We start from the raw sequence: 13161 nt of genomic DNA, 5'->3' as shown, positions 1-13161 counted from the left end.
ACCTAGTGCAGGCCCGCATCGGCGCGCCGCGCACGCACGATCTCGGCCAGGTCCGCCATGATGCTCTCGGTCGTGGCCCAGCGCCCGGCGCCCCGGCCCCGGCAGCGCCAGACCCGGCCGTCGGCGCCGTAAACCTTCAGCGCATTGCCCTCGCCGCGCAGGTTGGAGAACAGCGGATCGCCGTGGTCGGCGTTCAGCGACACCGAAGGGCTGATCACCCCGTCCTTCAGGTGGGCGGCGCCGATCTGGCGCACACCGCCCTCGGCCGAGGTGGCCTCGGTCAGGTGGTCGCGCGGCACGTCGCCGTCGGGCGAGCGGCCGAACGCCTCGTGGCACAGCAGCCGCACCTTGGCCGCGGCATCCAGGCCTTCCAGGTCCGACGAGGGGTCTTCTTCCGCAAAGCCCGCCGCACGGGCGTCGGCCAGGGCCTCGTTGAAGGCTGCGCCGTCGCCCAGCCGCTCCAGCATGAAGTTGACCGTGCCGTTCAGCACCGCCTCGAACCCGACCACCTCGCCGGCCGCGCGGGCGGCCCGCACCGTCTCGATCATCGGCGAACCGCCCCCGACCGAGGCCGACCAGAAGATGCGCCGGCCGTGCGCCTGGGCCAGGGCCTGCAGGCCGCCTGGATCGCGGCTGACCGCCTGCTTGTTGGCGCTGGCCACGTCGCAGCCGGCCTCCAGGGCGGCGCGGATCACCGCATGACCCGCCTCGCCTTCGGACAAGGCCTCCAGCACGATGTCGGGCTTCTTGGCCCACAGATCGTCGGCGTTCGCGGTGAACAGAGAGGCCGGACAGGCCACGTCTCGCGCCTTCTTCGGATCGCGCACCAGCACCCCGACCACGTCATAGCGGGGATCGGCCAGCAGCCGGCCCAGCACCCCGCCGCCGACCACGCCGCAGCCCGCGACCGCCACCTTCAGCGGCGGCAGGGCGGGCGCCGGGCCCGGAGGCGCCGACTTGTCGCCGATGACCGTGCCGTCGGCCCGGTCCAGCGCCGCGACCTCGATCTCGACCCCCCGGCTTTCGCCCAGGTCGATGGCGTCGTGCTGAACCAGCGCTCCGCCCAGCTTGCGCGCCACGTCCCAGGACGCGCGGCGATACCGCAGCGCCGGGGCCGTATTGTCGTTGGGATCGTGGTCGTAAAGGCCGTCCACATCCTTGACCAACCGCACCTTCTTCAGCCCCAGTTCGGCCGCCAGGAAGACCGCCGTCAGGTCCGATCCGCCGCGCCCCAACAGGGCCACCTTGCCGTCCGGCCGCACCGCGCCGAAGCCGGGAACCACCACCACCTCGTGCCGGTCCAGCGCCTGTTTCAAATGGTCGGGCCGCAGGCCGCTGGGCCGCGAATGCTCGGGCTCGCCTTCCGCGACGATGCCCAGTTCGCGCACCGACAGGGCGCAGGCGTCCAGGCCGATCCGGTCGCAGGCGATGGCCACCAGTGCCGCCGACTTCTCTTCGCCCAGGGCTACATAGCCGGGCAGCAGGTCGTTGGAATGGGCCAGGCCCAGCGCCCGCGCCTCGCCCAGCAGCCGGTCCGTCGCCCCGCCGAAGGCCGAGACCACCGCCACTACCTTCCGCCCCGCCCGCACATGGCCATAGACGGCCGAGGCCACCAGCGGCGCCTCGGCCGGGCTGCGCAGGATGGACGAGCCGAACTTCAGCACGACCACTTCGGGGGCGAGCTGACTGCTGGGGTCGAGGCTCTCGGAAGGTTCTACGACGGCGAGTGAGGCGGACATTGGGGTTCTCGAAAAAAGTCGGGATGGGGTGGGGTGAAATAGAAAAACCCCGCCAGGCGGACCGGGCGGGGTTCGGGTTCTGCGGTCGCCGGGGTTCGGCGCGCTAAACTCGTCCCGCCCGTAAGGGCATGGTGATGGTGGTGGTCGTGCCGGTGGTAATCATGCCGAAACGCGTCGCGGCGAGGCCAGCGACGGTGGAAAGTTCGACGATGATCGAGCGCTGTTGCACAGGGCGGGTCCGGTTGAAATCTGAGCCTAGGGTGATCGGAGCAGCCCCATCCTGTCAAGTCGCGTTGGACGATTTTTTCACGACAGGCCGTTTTCGGTCGGTTTTCACCCTCTCGGCCAGCGACTATCCTGCCATAAAGGTGGAATTTTCCGCTTGACCGGCGCCGCCTGTTTGATCAACGTAAAGTCACTCATCAAGACCAGCCGAGGGATTAGGCCCTTTGACGCTGGGGCAACCATCGGGTCTCACAGCTCGAAACGGTGCCAACTCCTGCGAGATTCTTCGGGATCGCGAGAGATGAGTGGAGCATCGGCGAGACGACGCTCCACGATCTGTCACCGCATCGAGCCTTGCTGAGCGAGAACGATGCGGAACGACGATGACCCTGGCTGAAACCTCCCTGTTCGAAGACCCCGACTGTCGCATCGCGTCAGCCAAGACGCCTGCCCGTGAACGCGGCGGCGCCCGCGACGTCATCGTGCCCATTCCCGCCGACTTCCGCCTGGCCTCGGGCGAACGGCTGAACCAGCCCAATATCGTCGGCCGCCTGCACGGCCGGATCGGCGCGCCCGTCGTCGTCGTCGCCGGCGGCATCTCGGCCGGTCGGTTCGTCCACCGCACCGAGACCAATGGCCTGGGCTGGTGGTCGGGCGCCGTGTCGGTGCGCGGCCCCATCGACCTGAGCCGGTTCCAGGTCTTGGCCGTCGATTTCGCGCCGGGCGCCGAGTTTCTGGAAACCCCCGTCACCATCACCACCCACGATCAGGCCCGCCTGCTGGCCCTGGTGCTGACCCATCTGAAGATCGAGCGCGTCTCCGCCTTCGTCGGCTGTTCCTACGGCGGCATGGTCGGCCTGGCCTTCGCCGAACTGTTCCCCGACTGGGCCGAGCAGTTGATCGTCGTCTCGGCCGCCCATCGCGCCCACCCCCAGGCCACGGCCTGGCGCGGCATCCAGCGCCGCATCCTTCAGTTCGCCGTCGCCGCCGGCCGTCCCGAGGAAGGCGTCGCCCTGGCCCGCGAGCTGGCCATGACCACCTATCGCACGGCCGAAGAGTTCCACGACCGGTTCGAGACCATCGCGCCTGACGCCGTCGGCGGCGCCTATCCCGTCTGCGACTATCTGACGGCGCGCGGCCAGGCGTACCGGACCCACACCACCCCGGCCCGCTGGCTGTCGATGTCCGACTCGCTGGACCGCCACAGCGTGACGCCGGAAGCCATCAAGACCCCCGTCACCCTGATCGGCTTCACCTCCGACCGGCTGGTGCCGATCGACGACATCCGCGAGCTGGCCGCGCGGTTGCCGACCCTGTGGCGCTTCGTCGAGGCGCCCTCCCTCTATGGCCACGACGCCTTTCTGAAGGAGGACGCCTTCGTCGGCGACATCCTCCGCGCCGCCTTCAAGGATATCAAAGCATGACCCGCCGTCCCGCCGACCCGCACACCATCGCCGCCCGCACGGGCGTGGATACGGATACGGCCCACGGCGCGGTCATGCCGCCCCTGTATCTGTCGTCGAACTATTCCTTCGCCGGCTTCGAGCAGAAGCGGAAATACGACTACAGCCGCTCGGGCAATCCCACGCGCGACGTCCTGGCCGAGACCCTGACCGAATTGGAAGGCGGCGCCGGCGCCGTCATCACCGCCACCGGCATGGCGGCTGTCGACCTGCCCCTGACCCTGCTGGAGCCCGGCGACCTGCTGATCGCGCCGCACGACTGTTACGGCGGCACCTGTCGCCTGCTGAACGCCCGCGCCAAGAAGGGCCATTTCGAACTGCTGCTGGTCGATCAGGGCGATCCTGTCGCCTTCGAGGCGGCGCTTGCTCTGAAGCCCAAGCTGGTTCTGGTCGAGACCCCGTCCAACCCCCTGCTGCGTCTGGTCGACATCGCCGACATCTGCACCCGCGCCCATGCGGCGGGCGCCAAGGTCGTCTGCGACAACACCTTCCTGTCCCCGGCGCTGCAGAACCCGATCAAGCTGGGCGCCGACTTCGTCGTCCATTCGACCACCAAATTCATCAACGGCCATTCGGACGTGGTCGGCGGCGCCGTCATCTCGGCCGACGCCGAGGATCACCAGACCCTGGCCTGGTGGGCCAACTGCACCGGCGTGACCGGGTCGCCCTTCGACGCCTATCTGACCCTGCGCGGGGTGCGCACCCTGTTCGCCCGCATCGAGCGGCAACAGGCCACGGCGGGCAAGATCGCCGAACTGCTGGACGCCCACCCGGCGGTCAAGGCCGTCCACTATCCCGGCCTGAAGTCCCACCCCAACCACGCCCTGGTCGCCGCCCAGCAGGCCGGTCCCGGCGCCATGCTAAGCTTCGAGCTGGAAGGCGGCACCGAGGCCGTGCGCGACCTGGTCGAGGCGCTGGAGATCTTCACCCTGGCGGAATCGCTGGGCGGGGTCGAAAGCCTGATCGCCCACCCCGCCACCATGACCCACGCCGCCATGACGCCGGAACAGCGCGCTGTCGCCGGCATCGGCGACGGCCTGGTGCGCCTGTCGGTCGGGCTGGAGCATGTCGAGGATCTGATCGCCGACCTGTTCCCGGCGCTGGACGCCGTGGTCCCGGCGAAGGCCGAAGCCGCGTAAGTTTTCGCTTGCAGGAGGGACCGAACCGGGGCAAATGCGCCGCCCCGGCTGCGGTCCCTTCGTCTATCGGTTAGGACGTCAGGTTTTCAACCTGAAAAGAGGGGTTCGACTCCCCTAGGGACTGCCACCGGCGGCGCCTTTCCAGCGCCCTCCCCGACATCGTTAAGCGAACGCTCCGATCCCGGATTAAGATTTCAGTAACTATTTTGTTCGGAACCGGGCATTAAGTGTTTCGATTCATGGACTTTTTTCGGACGCACTCAGGAACTATCCACAGGGACTGTGGTTAACCCACCGTTAGCTCGGCGCAGAAGCGCCTCTCCCTCCTGAACCGAGACACCCATGTTCATCGCCATCGCCCGCCCGGCGGTGGAGCCCCAAGGCCCCGACGCCGTCGCCGTCCCCGGCTCCCCCGCCATCGTCGAATTGTCGCCCCGCGCCCTGCACGCGCGCCTTTTGGACAATGCCGCCCAACGCCGGATGCGCGGGCTGGAACGCCGCCGCGAACAGCGGATGGACGACGCCGACTATTGGCTTCACGCCGCCCCCATCGCCGTCAGGAAGGCCTGCGCCCTGCGCGAAGAGCGCAGTTTCGCGCCACTGCCCTAATCAGCGCAGTTCGGGCGTCCGGCGCCGCAGAGAGGCCTTCAGCTTCTCCAGCTTCTGGCCCGCCGACTTGGGCCGCACGCGCTTGCGGTGCTCCAGCCCGCCGCCCCACAGGGCATGGACAGGCGCGTCCAGATGCGGATGGCGGTCGTGCTGGTGGACGATGGGGCTGACGCTTCCGTCGGGATTGACCACCTTGCCGCCCGCAAACGTCAGAGCATCGCCCGGCGTCAGGCCCAAGGTCGCCACGCGGCCGTAGTTCGGTCGGATCGACGCGCCGACCAGCTCCTGATGGATCGCCATGTTGAAGCTCGCCTGATCGGCGCCGAACGCCCCGCCGAACTCCGAACGCGGCGTCGCCGCCAGCGACAGGATCAGCCGCGACAGGCGCGAGACCTCGGCGCGCGGCCCCAGGATGGTGCCGATGCACAGGCAGGCCTTGTCGGCCAGCGACGCCGCGATCCCCTCGCCGAACAGGGCGCGCAGGTATTTCATGTTGAAGGCGTGATCGGCCAGCGGCGCCTCGGCCTCGACGAAGGCCTCCAGACCCTCGGGCGCCGGCGAGAAAGGCGCAGCCTGAAAGATCACGTCGCGCACGTCGCAGGCCAGGGCCGCGCCCGGCTGGTCGCCCAGCAGACCGGCGAAGGCCACGAACCGCTGCATCACCGGATGCGGCGCCCATCCGCGCCAGACGGGCGCATCAACGGCAGTCACGTCATTCTGGGCCAGGAAGGCGCGCAGGGCCGGCTCGGCGTCCACCACCAGGGCGACCGGCCCGTCGAACACAGCCCTCAGCGACACGACGAAGGGCGCGATGTCGGCGGCGTCGTATCCGGTGGCGTAACCGACCACTACGTCGCCGTCGGGAAGGGGCGCGATCCCGCGTCCGACCTTCAGCGCCTGGGCCAGCCAGTCCAGATAGTCCGACCGCACCGCCCCCTGTTTCATGGCGTCAGCGCGGCCCCATCAGGTCGGCGAACCGGTCGAACAGATACAGGCTGTCCGCCGGGCCGGGCGAGGCCTCGGGGTGGTGCTGGACGCTGAAGATCGGCTTGTCCTTGACCGCGATGCCGCAGTTGGTGCCGTCGAACAGGCTGACGTGGGTTTCAGTCACGGCGTCGGGCAGGCTGTCGCGATCGACGGTGAAGCCGTGGTTCATCGACACGATCTCGACCTTGCCGGTGGTCAGGTCCTTGACCGGATGGTTGGCGCCGTGGTGGCCCTGATCCATCTTCACGGTCCGGGCGCCCAGGGCTAGGGCCAGCATCTGGTGACCCAGGCAGATGCCCATCAGGGGTTTTCCGCTGGCGACCAGCTTTTGAATCTCGGGGACGGCGTATTCACCGGTCGCGGCCGGATCGCCGGGGCCGTTCGACAGGACCACGCCGTCGGGATTGCGGGCCAGAACCTCTTCAGCCGTCGTCGTCGCCGGGACCACGGTGATGCGTGCGCCGGTCGAGGCCAGGGCGCGCAGGATGTTGCGCTTCACCCCATAGTCGATGACCACAACATCCTTGCGGCCTTCGGTCTTCGGATGACCTTCCGGCCATTCCCATAGGCCCTCGTCCCATTCGAACGCCTGCAGCGTCGAGGCGGGCTTGGCCAGGTCCAGGCCGACCAGGCCGGTCCAGGCGCGGGCCTGGGCGATCAGGGCGTCCAGGTCGAATTCGCCGTTCGGATCGTGGGCGATGACCGCATGGGGCGCGCCCTTGTCGCGGATGATCTTGGTCAGGGCGCGGGTGTCGACGCCGGCCAGACCCACCACGCCACGCCGCTTCATCCAGTCGTCGAAGCTGGCGTCCGAGCGATAGTTGGCTGGATCGGTCGGGACATCGCGGAAGATGGCGCCCCGCGCCGAGGTGTCCGAACCCCCGCCGATCTGCTCCAGATCCTCGACGTTCGTGCCGGTGTTGCCGACATGCGGGAAGGTGAAGGCCAGGATCTGGCTCATGTAGGACGGGTCGGTCAGGATCTCCTGATAGCCGGTCATGGCGGTGTTGAAGACCACCTCGCCGAGGGCCGATCCGGTCGCGCCGACGCCGATGCCTTGCAGGACGGTGCCGTTGGCGAGCGCGAGGACGCCCGTGGCGCCCGGAAGTAGCTTGGTCGTCATGGGCGCGCTCCTAAAACCGAATCCGGCCGATACGAAGGCCGGAGGCAAACGGCGGCGTCGTTAAGCCCTGCCGCCCATTCCGTCAACGTGTCCGGGTCAACGACCATCGGTGATCGAAGCCGGTCCGATCAGCTGGAAAGTCGCCGTCGCCCCGCCCTGGGCGTGGGGCGCCAGCCAAACGTCGAACAGGCCCGGCTCGATGCGCCAGGTCTCGTCCGCCCCGATGAAGCCCAGTTGGCGAGGGTTCAGGGTGAAGGTGACCTTCTCGCTCTGGCCCGGACGCAGCGACACCCGCTTGAAGTCCTTCAGCAGCCGCCCCGGCTGGGTCAGGCTGGCGACTCGGTCGTGGATATAGAGCTGAACCAGCTCCTCGGCCGCGCGCGATCCGGTGTTGGTCACGGTCACCGCGACGTCCAGCGTACCGGCCCACTGGAGCTTGTCGCTCTGCATCTCGATCGGCCCATAGCTGATCGCGCCATAGGTCAGGCCATAGCCGAACGGATAAAGCGCCGTATTGGGCGTCTCGCGATAGCGGGACTTGTATTCCTCGGTGGCCAGATCGGGATTGGCCGGGCGGCCGGTCGTCTTGCGGTCGTAGGAATAGGGCTGCTGGCCCGACTTGTGCGGGAAGCTGACGGGTAAGCGCGCCGACGGGCCGTGATCGCCGAACAGGACGTCGGCGACGGCATGGCCCATCTGTTCGCCCAGGAACCAGGTCACGACGATGGCCTGGGCGTTCTTCACATTGCCTTCGAGCGCCAGGGCGCGGCCGTTGCGCAGCAGGATGACCATGGGCTTGCCCAGGGCCGTCATGGCGTCGACCAGCGCCATCTGCGGCGCTGGCACCACGATCTCGGTGCGCGACTGAGCCTCGCCCGACATATTGGTCGCCTCGCCGATGGCCAGGACGATGACGTCGGCGTCGCGGGCGGCCGCGATGGCCTGGTCGATACCACCGGCCAGCGGCGTCTCGACGCCCGAACCGCGTGCGATGGTCAGTTTTTGCGGATCGCTCATGGCCGCACGGAACCCCGCCTCCAGCGAGACGCGACGCTCGGGCGCGCCCCAGATGGTCCAAGGCCCCCAGACATTGTCCACGTCGTCGGCGAACGGGCCGATCAGGGCGATCTTCTGGCTCTTGTTCAGCGGCAGCAGGCCGTTGTCGTTCTTCAGAAGCACGACCGACTTGCGGCCCGCCTCGCGCGACAGTTCGATATGTTCGCGCGCGCCCACGACCGCCTTCTCGCGCACCGGATCGGTGCCGCGATAGGGATCGTCGAACAGGCCCAGCGCCGCCTTGGTGTTCAGGACGCGGCGCACCGCCTCGTCCAGACGCGCCATCGACACCTCGCCACTGGCCACCAGGCCGGGCAGATGCTCCAGATAAAGACCCGACACCATCGACACATCGACCCCGGCGTTGAACGCCAGGCGAGCGGCGTCGCGACCGTCCTCGGCGAAGCCGTGGGCCACCAGTTCCTGCTCGGAGGTGTAGTCGGAGACCACGAAGCCCTCGAAGCCCCACTCCCCGCGCAGGATGTCGGTCAACAGCTTGCGGCTGCCCGAGGCGGGCACGCCGTTGACGTCGTTGAAGGCGCTCATGATCGACAGGGCGCCGGCGTCCACCGACGCCTTGAACGGCGGCAGGAAGACCCCGCGCAGCGTCTGCTCGCTCATGTCGGTGGTGTTGTATTCCATCCCGCCGACGGCGGCGGAATAGGCGGCCATGTGTTTGGCGGTGGCCAGGACGGCGTCACGGTCGTCCAGCCCCTTGTCGCCCTGGAAGCCTTGCACGCGGGCGGCGGCCAACAGGTTGTTCAGCAGCACGTCCTCGCCGGCGCCCTCGACGTTGCGGCCCCAGCGCTGGTCCCGCGCCACGTCCACCATGGGGGCATAGGTCTGATGCACGGCCGAGGCGGCCGTCTCGACCGCCGCCGCCCGCGCGGTGCGCCGCGCAAGTTCGGTGTCGAAGGCCGCAGCTTCCGCCAGCGGCACGGGGAAGATGGTGGACAGGCCGTGGATCACGTCCGCCGCGAACAGCAGCGGGATCTTCAGCCGGCTTTCTTCCATCGCCACCTGCTGGATCTGGCGGCCCGTCTCGGCGCCGATGCCATTGAACAGGCTGCCGACCTTGCCTTCGCGGATCAGGGCGGTGACGCGCGCGGGGTCCCCCGTGCCGTCCAGCGGGTTCACCGCCGTGGGCATCCAGCGGAACGGATCGGCCAGCAGGTTCAGCTGGCCCGCCTTTTCCTCGACCGTCATGGCCGCGATCAGATCTTCGATCTTCTGGCGGTGACGCGCGACGGTGCGGGACGCTTGAGCGGATACAGGCATGGGGAACACTCCGGCGCCCATCAGGGCCAAAAGCCCCAGGCCAGACAAGAAATTTCTACGGGAAGCCGCAGGCTTGAGAGGTCGCGTCATTTAAGCTGGCGCTCCTTGCGGGGGACTAATCGAGCAGCGAGAACGCAGGCCTAGCCTCTCGCGCCCGACGGCTTCAACCCCCGCCGGCCATGTAAATCGATGTAACGCCTCGGTGCGCGGTCACGCCGCGTTTCATGCACGAGGTTCATCCCAGGGCGATGTCCAGGAACATCATCCCCACCAGGCCGATCATCAGGCCGATCATCGACCCCTCGCCCTTGGACTTCTCGCGGGTCTCGGGAATGATCTCGGCGGTGACGACATAGATCATGGCCCCGGCCGCCAAACCCAGGCCCCAGGGCAGGGCGCCGGGCAGCAGATCGACCACGCTGGCCCCGATCAGGCCGCCGACCGGCTCGACCAAGCCTGAGGCCACGGCGGCCAGGAAGGCGGGCCAACGCCCATAGCCCAGGGTCGCCATCGCCGCCGACACCGCCAGCCCCTCGGGCATGTTCTGGATGCCGATGCCGATGGCGGTGGACAGGCCCTGATGCATGTCGCCGCCGCCGAAGCTGACGCCCACCGCCGCGCCCTCGGGGAAATTGTGAAGGGTGATGGCGATGATGAACAGCCAGATGCGCCGCGACAGGTCGCGCGACCCCGCCGGGCCGATGGCCAGCATGTCCACCGGCGCGAACCGGTTCATCAGGCCGATCACCGTCGCCCCGATCAGCACCGCCGCCCCCATGACGCCGGCCGCCGCCGCCTGGCTGGACCCGCCGGCCTGCAGCACGTCCACGCCGGGAATGATCAGCGAGAAGAAGGACGCCGCCAGCATGACCCCGGCGGCGAAGCCCAGCAGGGCGCTCTGGGTCTGCACCCCCGCCTTGCGGAAGAACAGCAGAGGCACGGCGCCGACCGCCGTCATCATGCCCGCCGCGAGGCTGCCGAGACCGCCTGCGGCAATGGGGGAAAGAGATTCCATCATCCGCCTGCATTGCGGCGCGACGCGGCAAGAGACAAGCCCGAACCGCCGCGTTAGAGAAAGCTTCATGTCCCAGGCCGCCCTCCCCGCAAGCCCGGACGCTGCATCGGCGCTGAGCGCCGCCCGGCGCGTCGTGGTCAAGATCGGTTCGTCCCTGCTGATCGACGCCGCAACGCGTCAGCCGACGCACGACTGGCTGGCCGCCGTCGCCTCCGATCTGGCGGCGTTGAAGGCCGAGGGCCGCGAGGTCATCGTCGTCTCCTCCGGCTCCATCGCTCTGGGGCGCGGGCGTCTTCCCGGCCTGGGCGCCCGGCTGGAGGACAAGCAGGCGGCGGCCTCGGTCGGACAATCCCTGCTGATGGCCGCCTGGTCCGAGGCCCTGGCCCCGCATGGCCTGATCGCCGGCCAGGTGCTGCTGACGCGCGACGACACCGAACGCCGCCGTCGCTGGCTGAACGCCCGCGCGACGATCCAGGCCCTGCTGACCCACGGCGTCATCCCCATCGTCAACGAGAACGACACGGTGGCGACCGAGGAAATCCGTTACGGCGACAACGACCGGCTGGCGGCGCGCACGGCCCAACTGGCGCGGGCCGATCTGCTGGTCCTGCTGTCGGACGTGGACGGCCTCTACACCGCCGATCCGCGCCGCGATCCGAACGCCGCCCACCTGCCGCTGATCGAGACCCTGAGCCCCGACATCCTGGCCATGGGCGGGGGCGCCAACGCCGAGGCGGGCGTGGGCACCGGCGGCATGGCGACCAAGCTGGCGGCGGCCCAGATCGCCCGCTCGGCCGGCTGCGCCACCCTCATCGCCTCGGGCCAGACCCTGGCGCCGCTCACCGCCATTCGCGACGGCGCCCGCGCCACCCTGATCGCCGCGCCCGATGGGCCGATGGCCGCCTACAAACAGTGGATCGCCGGCAGCCTGTCGCCGGCCGGCACCCTGACGCTGGACGCCGGCGCGGTCACGGCGCTGAAGGCGGGCAAGAGCCTGCTGCCCGCCGGGGTCACAGGCGTCTCGGGCGGCTTCGAAAAGGGCGACTGCGTGCGCCTGATCGACCCGGACGGCCGCTCGGTCGGAGTGGGCCTGGCCGCCTACGCCGCCGACGAGGCCGCGCGCCTTCGCGGCCGACGCTCGGACGAGATCGAGACCCTGCTGGGCTATCGCGGGGCCTCGGTGCTGATCCACCGCGACGACATGGTGCTGGACGACCGATGACCGATCTGAAGACCCGAATGCTTGCCCCCAAAATGCTAGAAGCGGGCCAGCGCGCCCGCGCCGCCGCAGCCGCCTTGCGCGAAGCCCCCGCCGCCGCCCGCACCCACGCGCTGGAGCTCTTGTCCGCAAAGCTGGCGGCGGCCGAACCCGCCCTGCTGGCCGCCAACGCCAGCGACGTTGACGCCGCTCGCACCAATGGCATGACCGAGGCCCTGATCGACCGGCTGTCGCTGAGCCCCGCCCGCATCGCCGGCATGGCCGAGGCGGTGGCGACCATCGCCGCAGTGCCCGACCCCCTGGGCGTCGAGACCGAACGCTGGACCCCCGCCAACGGCCTGGACATCGCCCGCGTCCGCACCCCCATCGGCGTGCTGGGCGTGATCTACGAGAGCCGGCCCAACGTCACCGCCGACGCCGCCGCCCTGTGCATCCGCTCGGGCAATGCGGCCATCCTGCGCTGCGGCTCGGACTGCCTGCAATCCTCCCTCGCCATCGCCGCCCTGATCGCCGAAGCCTTGGCCGAGGCCGGCCTGCCCGCCGACGCGATCCAGCTGGTCGACACCCCCGACCGCGAGGCCGTGGGCCTGATGCTGACCGGCCTGAACGGCGCCATCGACGTGATCATCCCGCGCGGCGGCAAGAGCCTGGTCGCCCGTGTTCAGGCCGAGGCCAGGACGGCGGTGCTCAGCCACCTGGAAGGTCTGAACCACACCTATCTGCACCAGTCCGCCGACCTCGAAGCCGCTCGCGCCATCGTCCTGAACGCCAAGATGCGCCGCGTCTCGGTCTGCGGCGCGACCGAGACCCTGTTGGTGGACCGGGCCGGGGCCGAACGCCTGCTGCCGCCCGTCGCCGCCGACCTGATCGCCGCCGGCTGCGAACTGCGCGGCGACGACGCCGCCCGGGCCCTGGTTCCCGCCATGAAGCCCGCGACCGAGGCCGACTGGACCACCGAATATCTGGCCCCGATCCTGTCCGTCCACATCGTGGACGACCTGGACGCCGCGACCGATCACATCGCCCGCTACGGCTCGGGCCACACCGAGGCCATCGTCACCACCGACACGGCCGCCGCCGAACGGTTCGCGGCGCGTGTCGACAGCGCCATCGTCCTGATCAACGCCTCGACCCAGTTCGCCGACGGCGGCGAGTTCGGCTTCGGCGGCGAAATCGGCATCTCCACCAACCGCCTGCACGCGCGTGGTCCGGTCGGGGCGGAGCAGCTGACCACCTACAAATACGTCGTGCGCGGCCAGGGCCAGATCAGGGCGTGAATTTGCATGCAGGCGGCTTTCCCCTCAACTT

At 69.3% G+C, this 13161-nt stretch carries 10 protein-coding genes, 1 tRNA gene and 1 riboswitch; of the genes, 6 read left to right on the top strand and 5 right to left on the bottom strand.

Annotation, left to right across the window (positions count from 1 at the left end):
• Positions 1 to 2 precede the first annotated feature (2 nt).
• A complete protein-coding gene (locus AC3ISA_RS09625; RefSeq protein WP_489177712.1) occupies positions 3 to 1739 on the bottom strand; it encodes an amino acid kinase family protein in 1737 nt (578 codons plus the stop codon).
• Between the two features lie 416 nt (positions 1740 to 2155).
• Positions 2156 to 2272: riboswitch (SAM riboswitch) on the top strand.
• A 75-nt stretch (positions 2273 to 2347) separates the two neighbouring features.
• Here AC3ISA_RS09625 and metX point away from each other — a divergent pair.
• The 4 genes from metX to AC3ISA_RS09605 all read left to right on the top strand — a co-directional run bounded on the left by metX (position 2348) and on the right by AC3ISA_RS09605 (position 5175).
• Positions 2348 to 3388: a homoserine O-succinyltransferase MetX gene (metX, locus tag AC3ISA_RS09620; protein WP_489177711.1), complete on the top strand. Its 1041-nt coding sequence runs from the start codon at positions 2348 to 2350 to the stop codon at positions 3386 to 3388.
• Positions 3385 to 4566 carry a cystathionine gamma-synthase gene (metB, locus tag AC3ISA_RS09615; RefSeq protein ID WP_489177710.1) on the top strand — a complete coding sequence of 394 codons (1182 nt, stop codon included), beginning with the start codon at positions 3385 to 3387 and terminating at the stop codon, positions 4564 to 4566. Before metX ends, metB begins: the two co-directional genes overlap by 4 nt.
• Positions 4567 to 4618: 52 nt before the next feature.
• Positions 4619 to 4693: transfer RNA gene (locus AC3ISA_RS09610), tRNA-Glu, on the top strand.
• A gap of 215 nt (positions 4694 to 4908) precedes the next feature.
• On the top strand, positions 4909 to 5175 hold the full coding sequence (locus AC3ISA_RS09605) for a hypothetical protein (protein WP_489177709.1): 267 nt from the start codon (positions 4909 to 4911) through the stop codon (positions 5173 to 5175).
• On the opposite strand, the gene AC3ISA_RS09600 is transcribed toward AC3ISA_RS09605, so the two are convergent.
• The 4 genes from AC3ISA_RS09600 to AC3ISA_RS09585 form a co-directional block, all read right to left on the bottom strand.
• Entirely contained in the window at positions 5176 to 6120 is a 945-nt protein-coding gene (locus AC3ISA_RS09600; protein ID WP_489177708.1) for a hypothetical protein, read from the bottom strand. It lies immediately after the preceding gene.
• A gap of 4 nt (positions 6121 to 6124) precedes the next feature.
• Positions 6125 to 7285: a glutamine-hydrolyzing carbamoyl-phosphate synthase small subunit gene (gene carA / locus AC3ISA_RS09595; protein ID WP_489177707.1), complete on the bottom strand. Its 1161-nt coding sequence runs from the start codon at positions 7283 to 7285 to the stop codon at positions 6125 to 6127.
• A 96-nt stretch (positions 7286 to 7381) separates the two neighbouring features.
• Entirely contained in the window at positions 7382 to 9619 is a 2238-nt protein-coding gene (locus AC3ISA_RS09590; protein WP_489177706.1) for a glycoside hydrolase family 3 N-terminal domain-containing protein, read from the bottom strand.
• A 235-nt stretch (positions 9620 to 9854) separates the two neighbouring features.
• Complete coding sequence (locus AC3ISA_RS09585) at positions 9855 to 10637, bottom strand: ZIP family metal transporter (RefSeq protein ID WP_489177705.1); 783 nt, start codon at positions 10635 to 10637, stop codon at positions 9855 to 9857.
• A 64-nt stretch (positions 10638 to 10701) separates the two neighbouring features.
• On the opposite strand from AC3ISA_RS09585, the gene proB reads away from it, so the two are divergent.
• Together proB and AC3ISA_RS09575 are read left to right on the top strand one after the other, a co-directional pair.
• Positions 10702 to 11856, top strand: coding sequence for a glutamate 5-kinase (gene proB, locus AC3ISA_RS09580; protein ID WP_489177704.1), 1155 nt, complete (start codon positions 10702 to 10704; stop codon positions 11854 to 11856).
• Complete coding sequence (locus AC3ISA_RS09575) at positions 11853 to 13130, top strand: glutamate-5-semialdehyde dehydrogenase (protein ID WP_489177703.1); 1278 nt, start codon at positions 11853 to 11855, stop codon at positions 13128 to 13130. Before proB ends, AC3ISA_RS09575 begins: the two co-directional genes overlap by 4 nt.
• Positions 13131 to 13161 lie beyond the last annotated feature (31 nt).

It is taken from the genome of Brevundimonas sp. KH_058 (assembly GCF_057838505.1).
The sequence above is the reverse complement of the archived record's forward strand: the minus strand, read 5'-3'. Positions and strand labels throughout refer to the sequence as shown.

Coding starts and splice junctions, on each gene's coding strand:
- metB (WP_489177710.1), top strand. CDS start 3,385: ATGACCCGCCGTCCCGCCGACCCGCACACCATCGCCGCCCGCACGGGC.
- metX (WP_489177711.1), top strand. CDS start 2,348: ATGACCCTGGCTGAAACCTCCCTGTTCGAAGACCCCGACTGTCGCATC.
- AC3ISA_RS09625 (WP_489177712.1), bottom strand. CDS start 1,739: ATGTCCGCCTCACTCGCCGTCGTAGAACCTTCCGAGAGCCTCGACCCC.
- AC3ISA_RS09575 (WP_489177703.1), top strand. CDS start 11,853: ATGACCGATCTGAAGACCCGAATGCTTGCCCCCAAAATGCTAGAAGCG.
- AC3ISA_RS09605 (WP_489177709.1), top strand. CDS start 4,909: ATGTTCATCGCCATCGCCCGCCCGGCGGTGGAGCCCCAAGGCCCCGAC.
- AC3ISA_RS09585 (WP_489177705.1), bottom strand. CDS start 10,637: ATGATGGAATCTCTTTCCCCCATTGCCGCAGGCGGTCTCGGCAGCCTC.
- AC3ISA_RS09590 (WP_489177706.1), bottom strand. CDS start 9,619: ATGCCTGTATCCGCTCAAGCGTCCCGCACCGTCGCGCGTCACCGCCAG.
- carA (WP_489177707.1), bottom strand. CDS start 7,285: ATGACGACCAAGCTACTTCCGGGCGCCACGGGCGTCCTCGCGCTCGCC.
- AC3ISA_RS09600 (WP_489177708.1), bottom strand. CDS start 6,120: ATGAAACAGGGGGCGGTGCGGTCGGACTATCTGGACTGGCTGGCCCAG.
- proB (WP_489177704.1), top strand. CDS start 10,702: ATGTCCCAGGCCGCCCTCCCCGCAAGCCCGGACGCTGCATCGGCGCTG.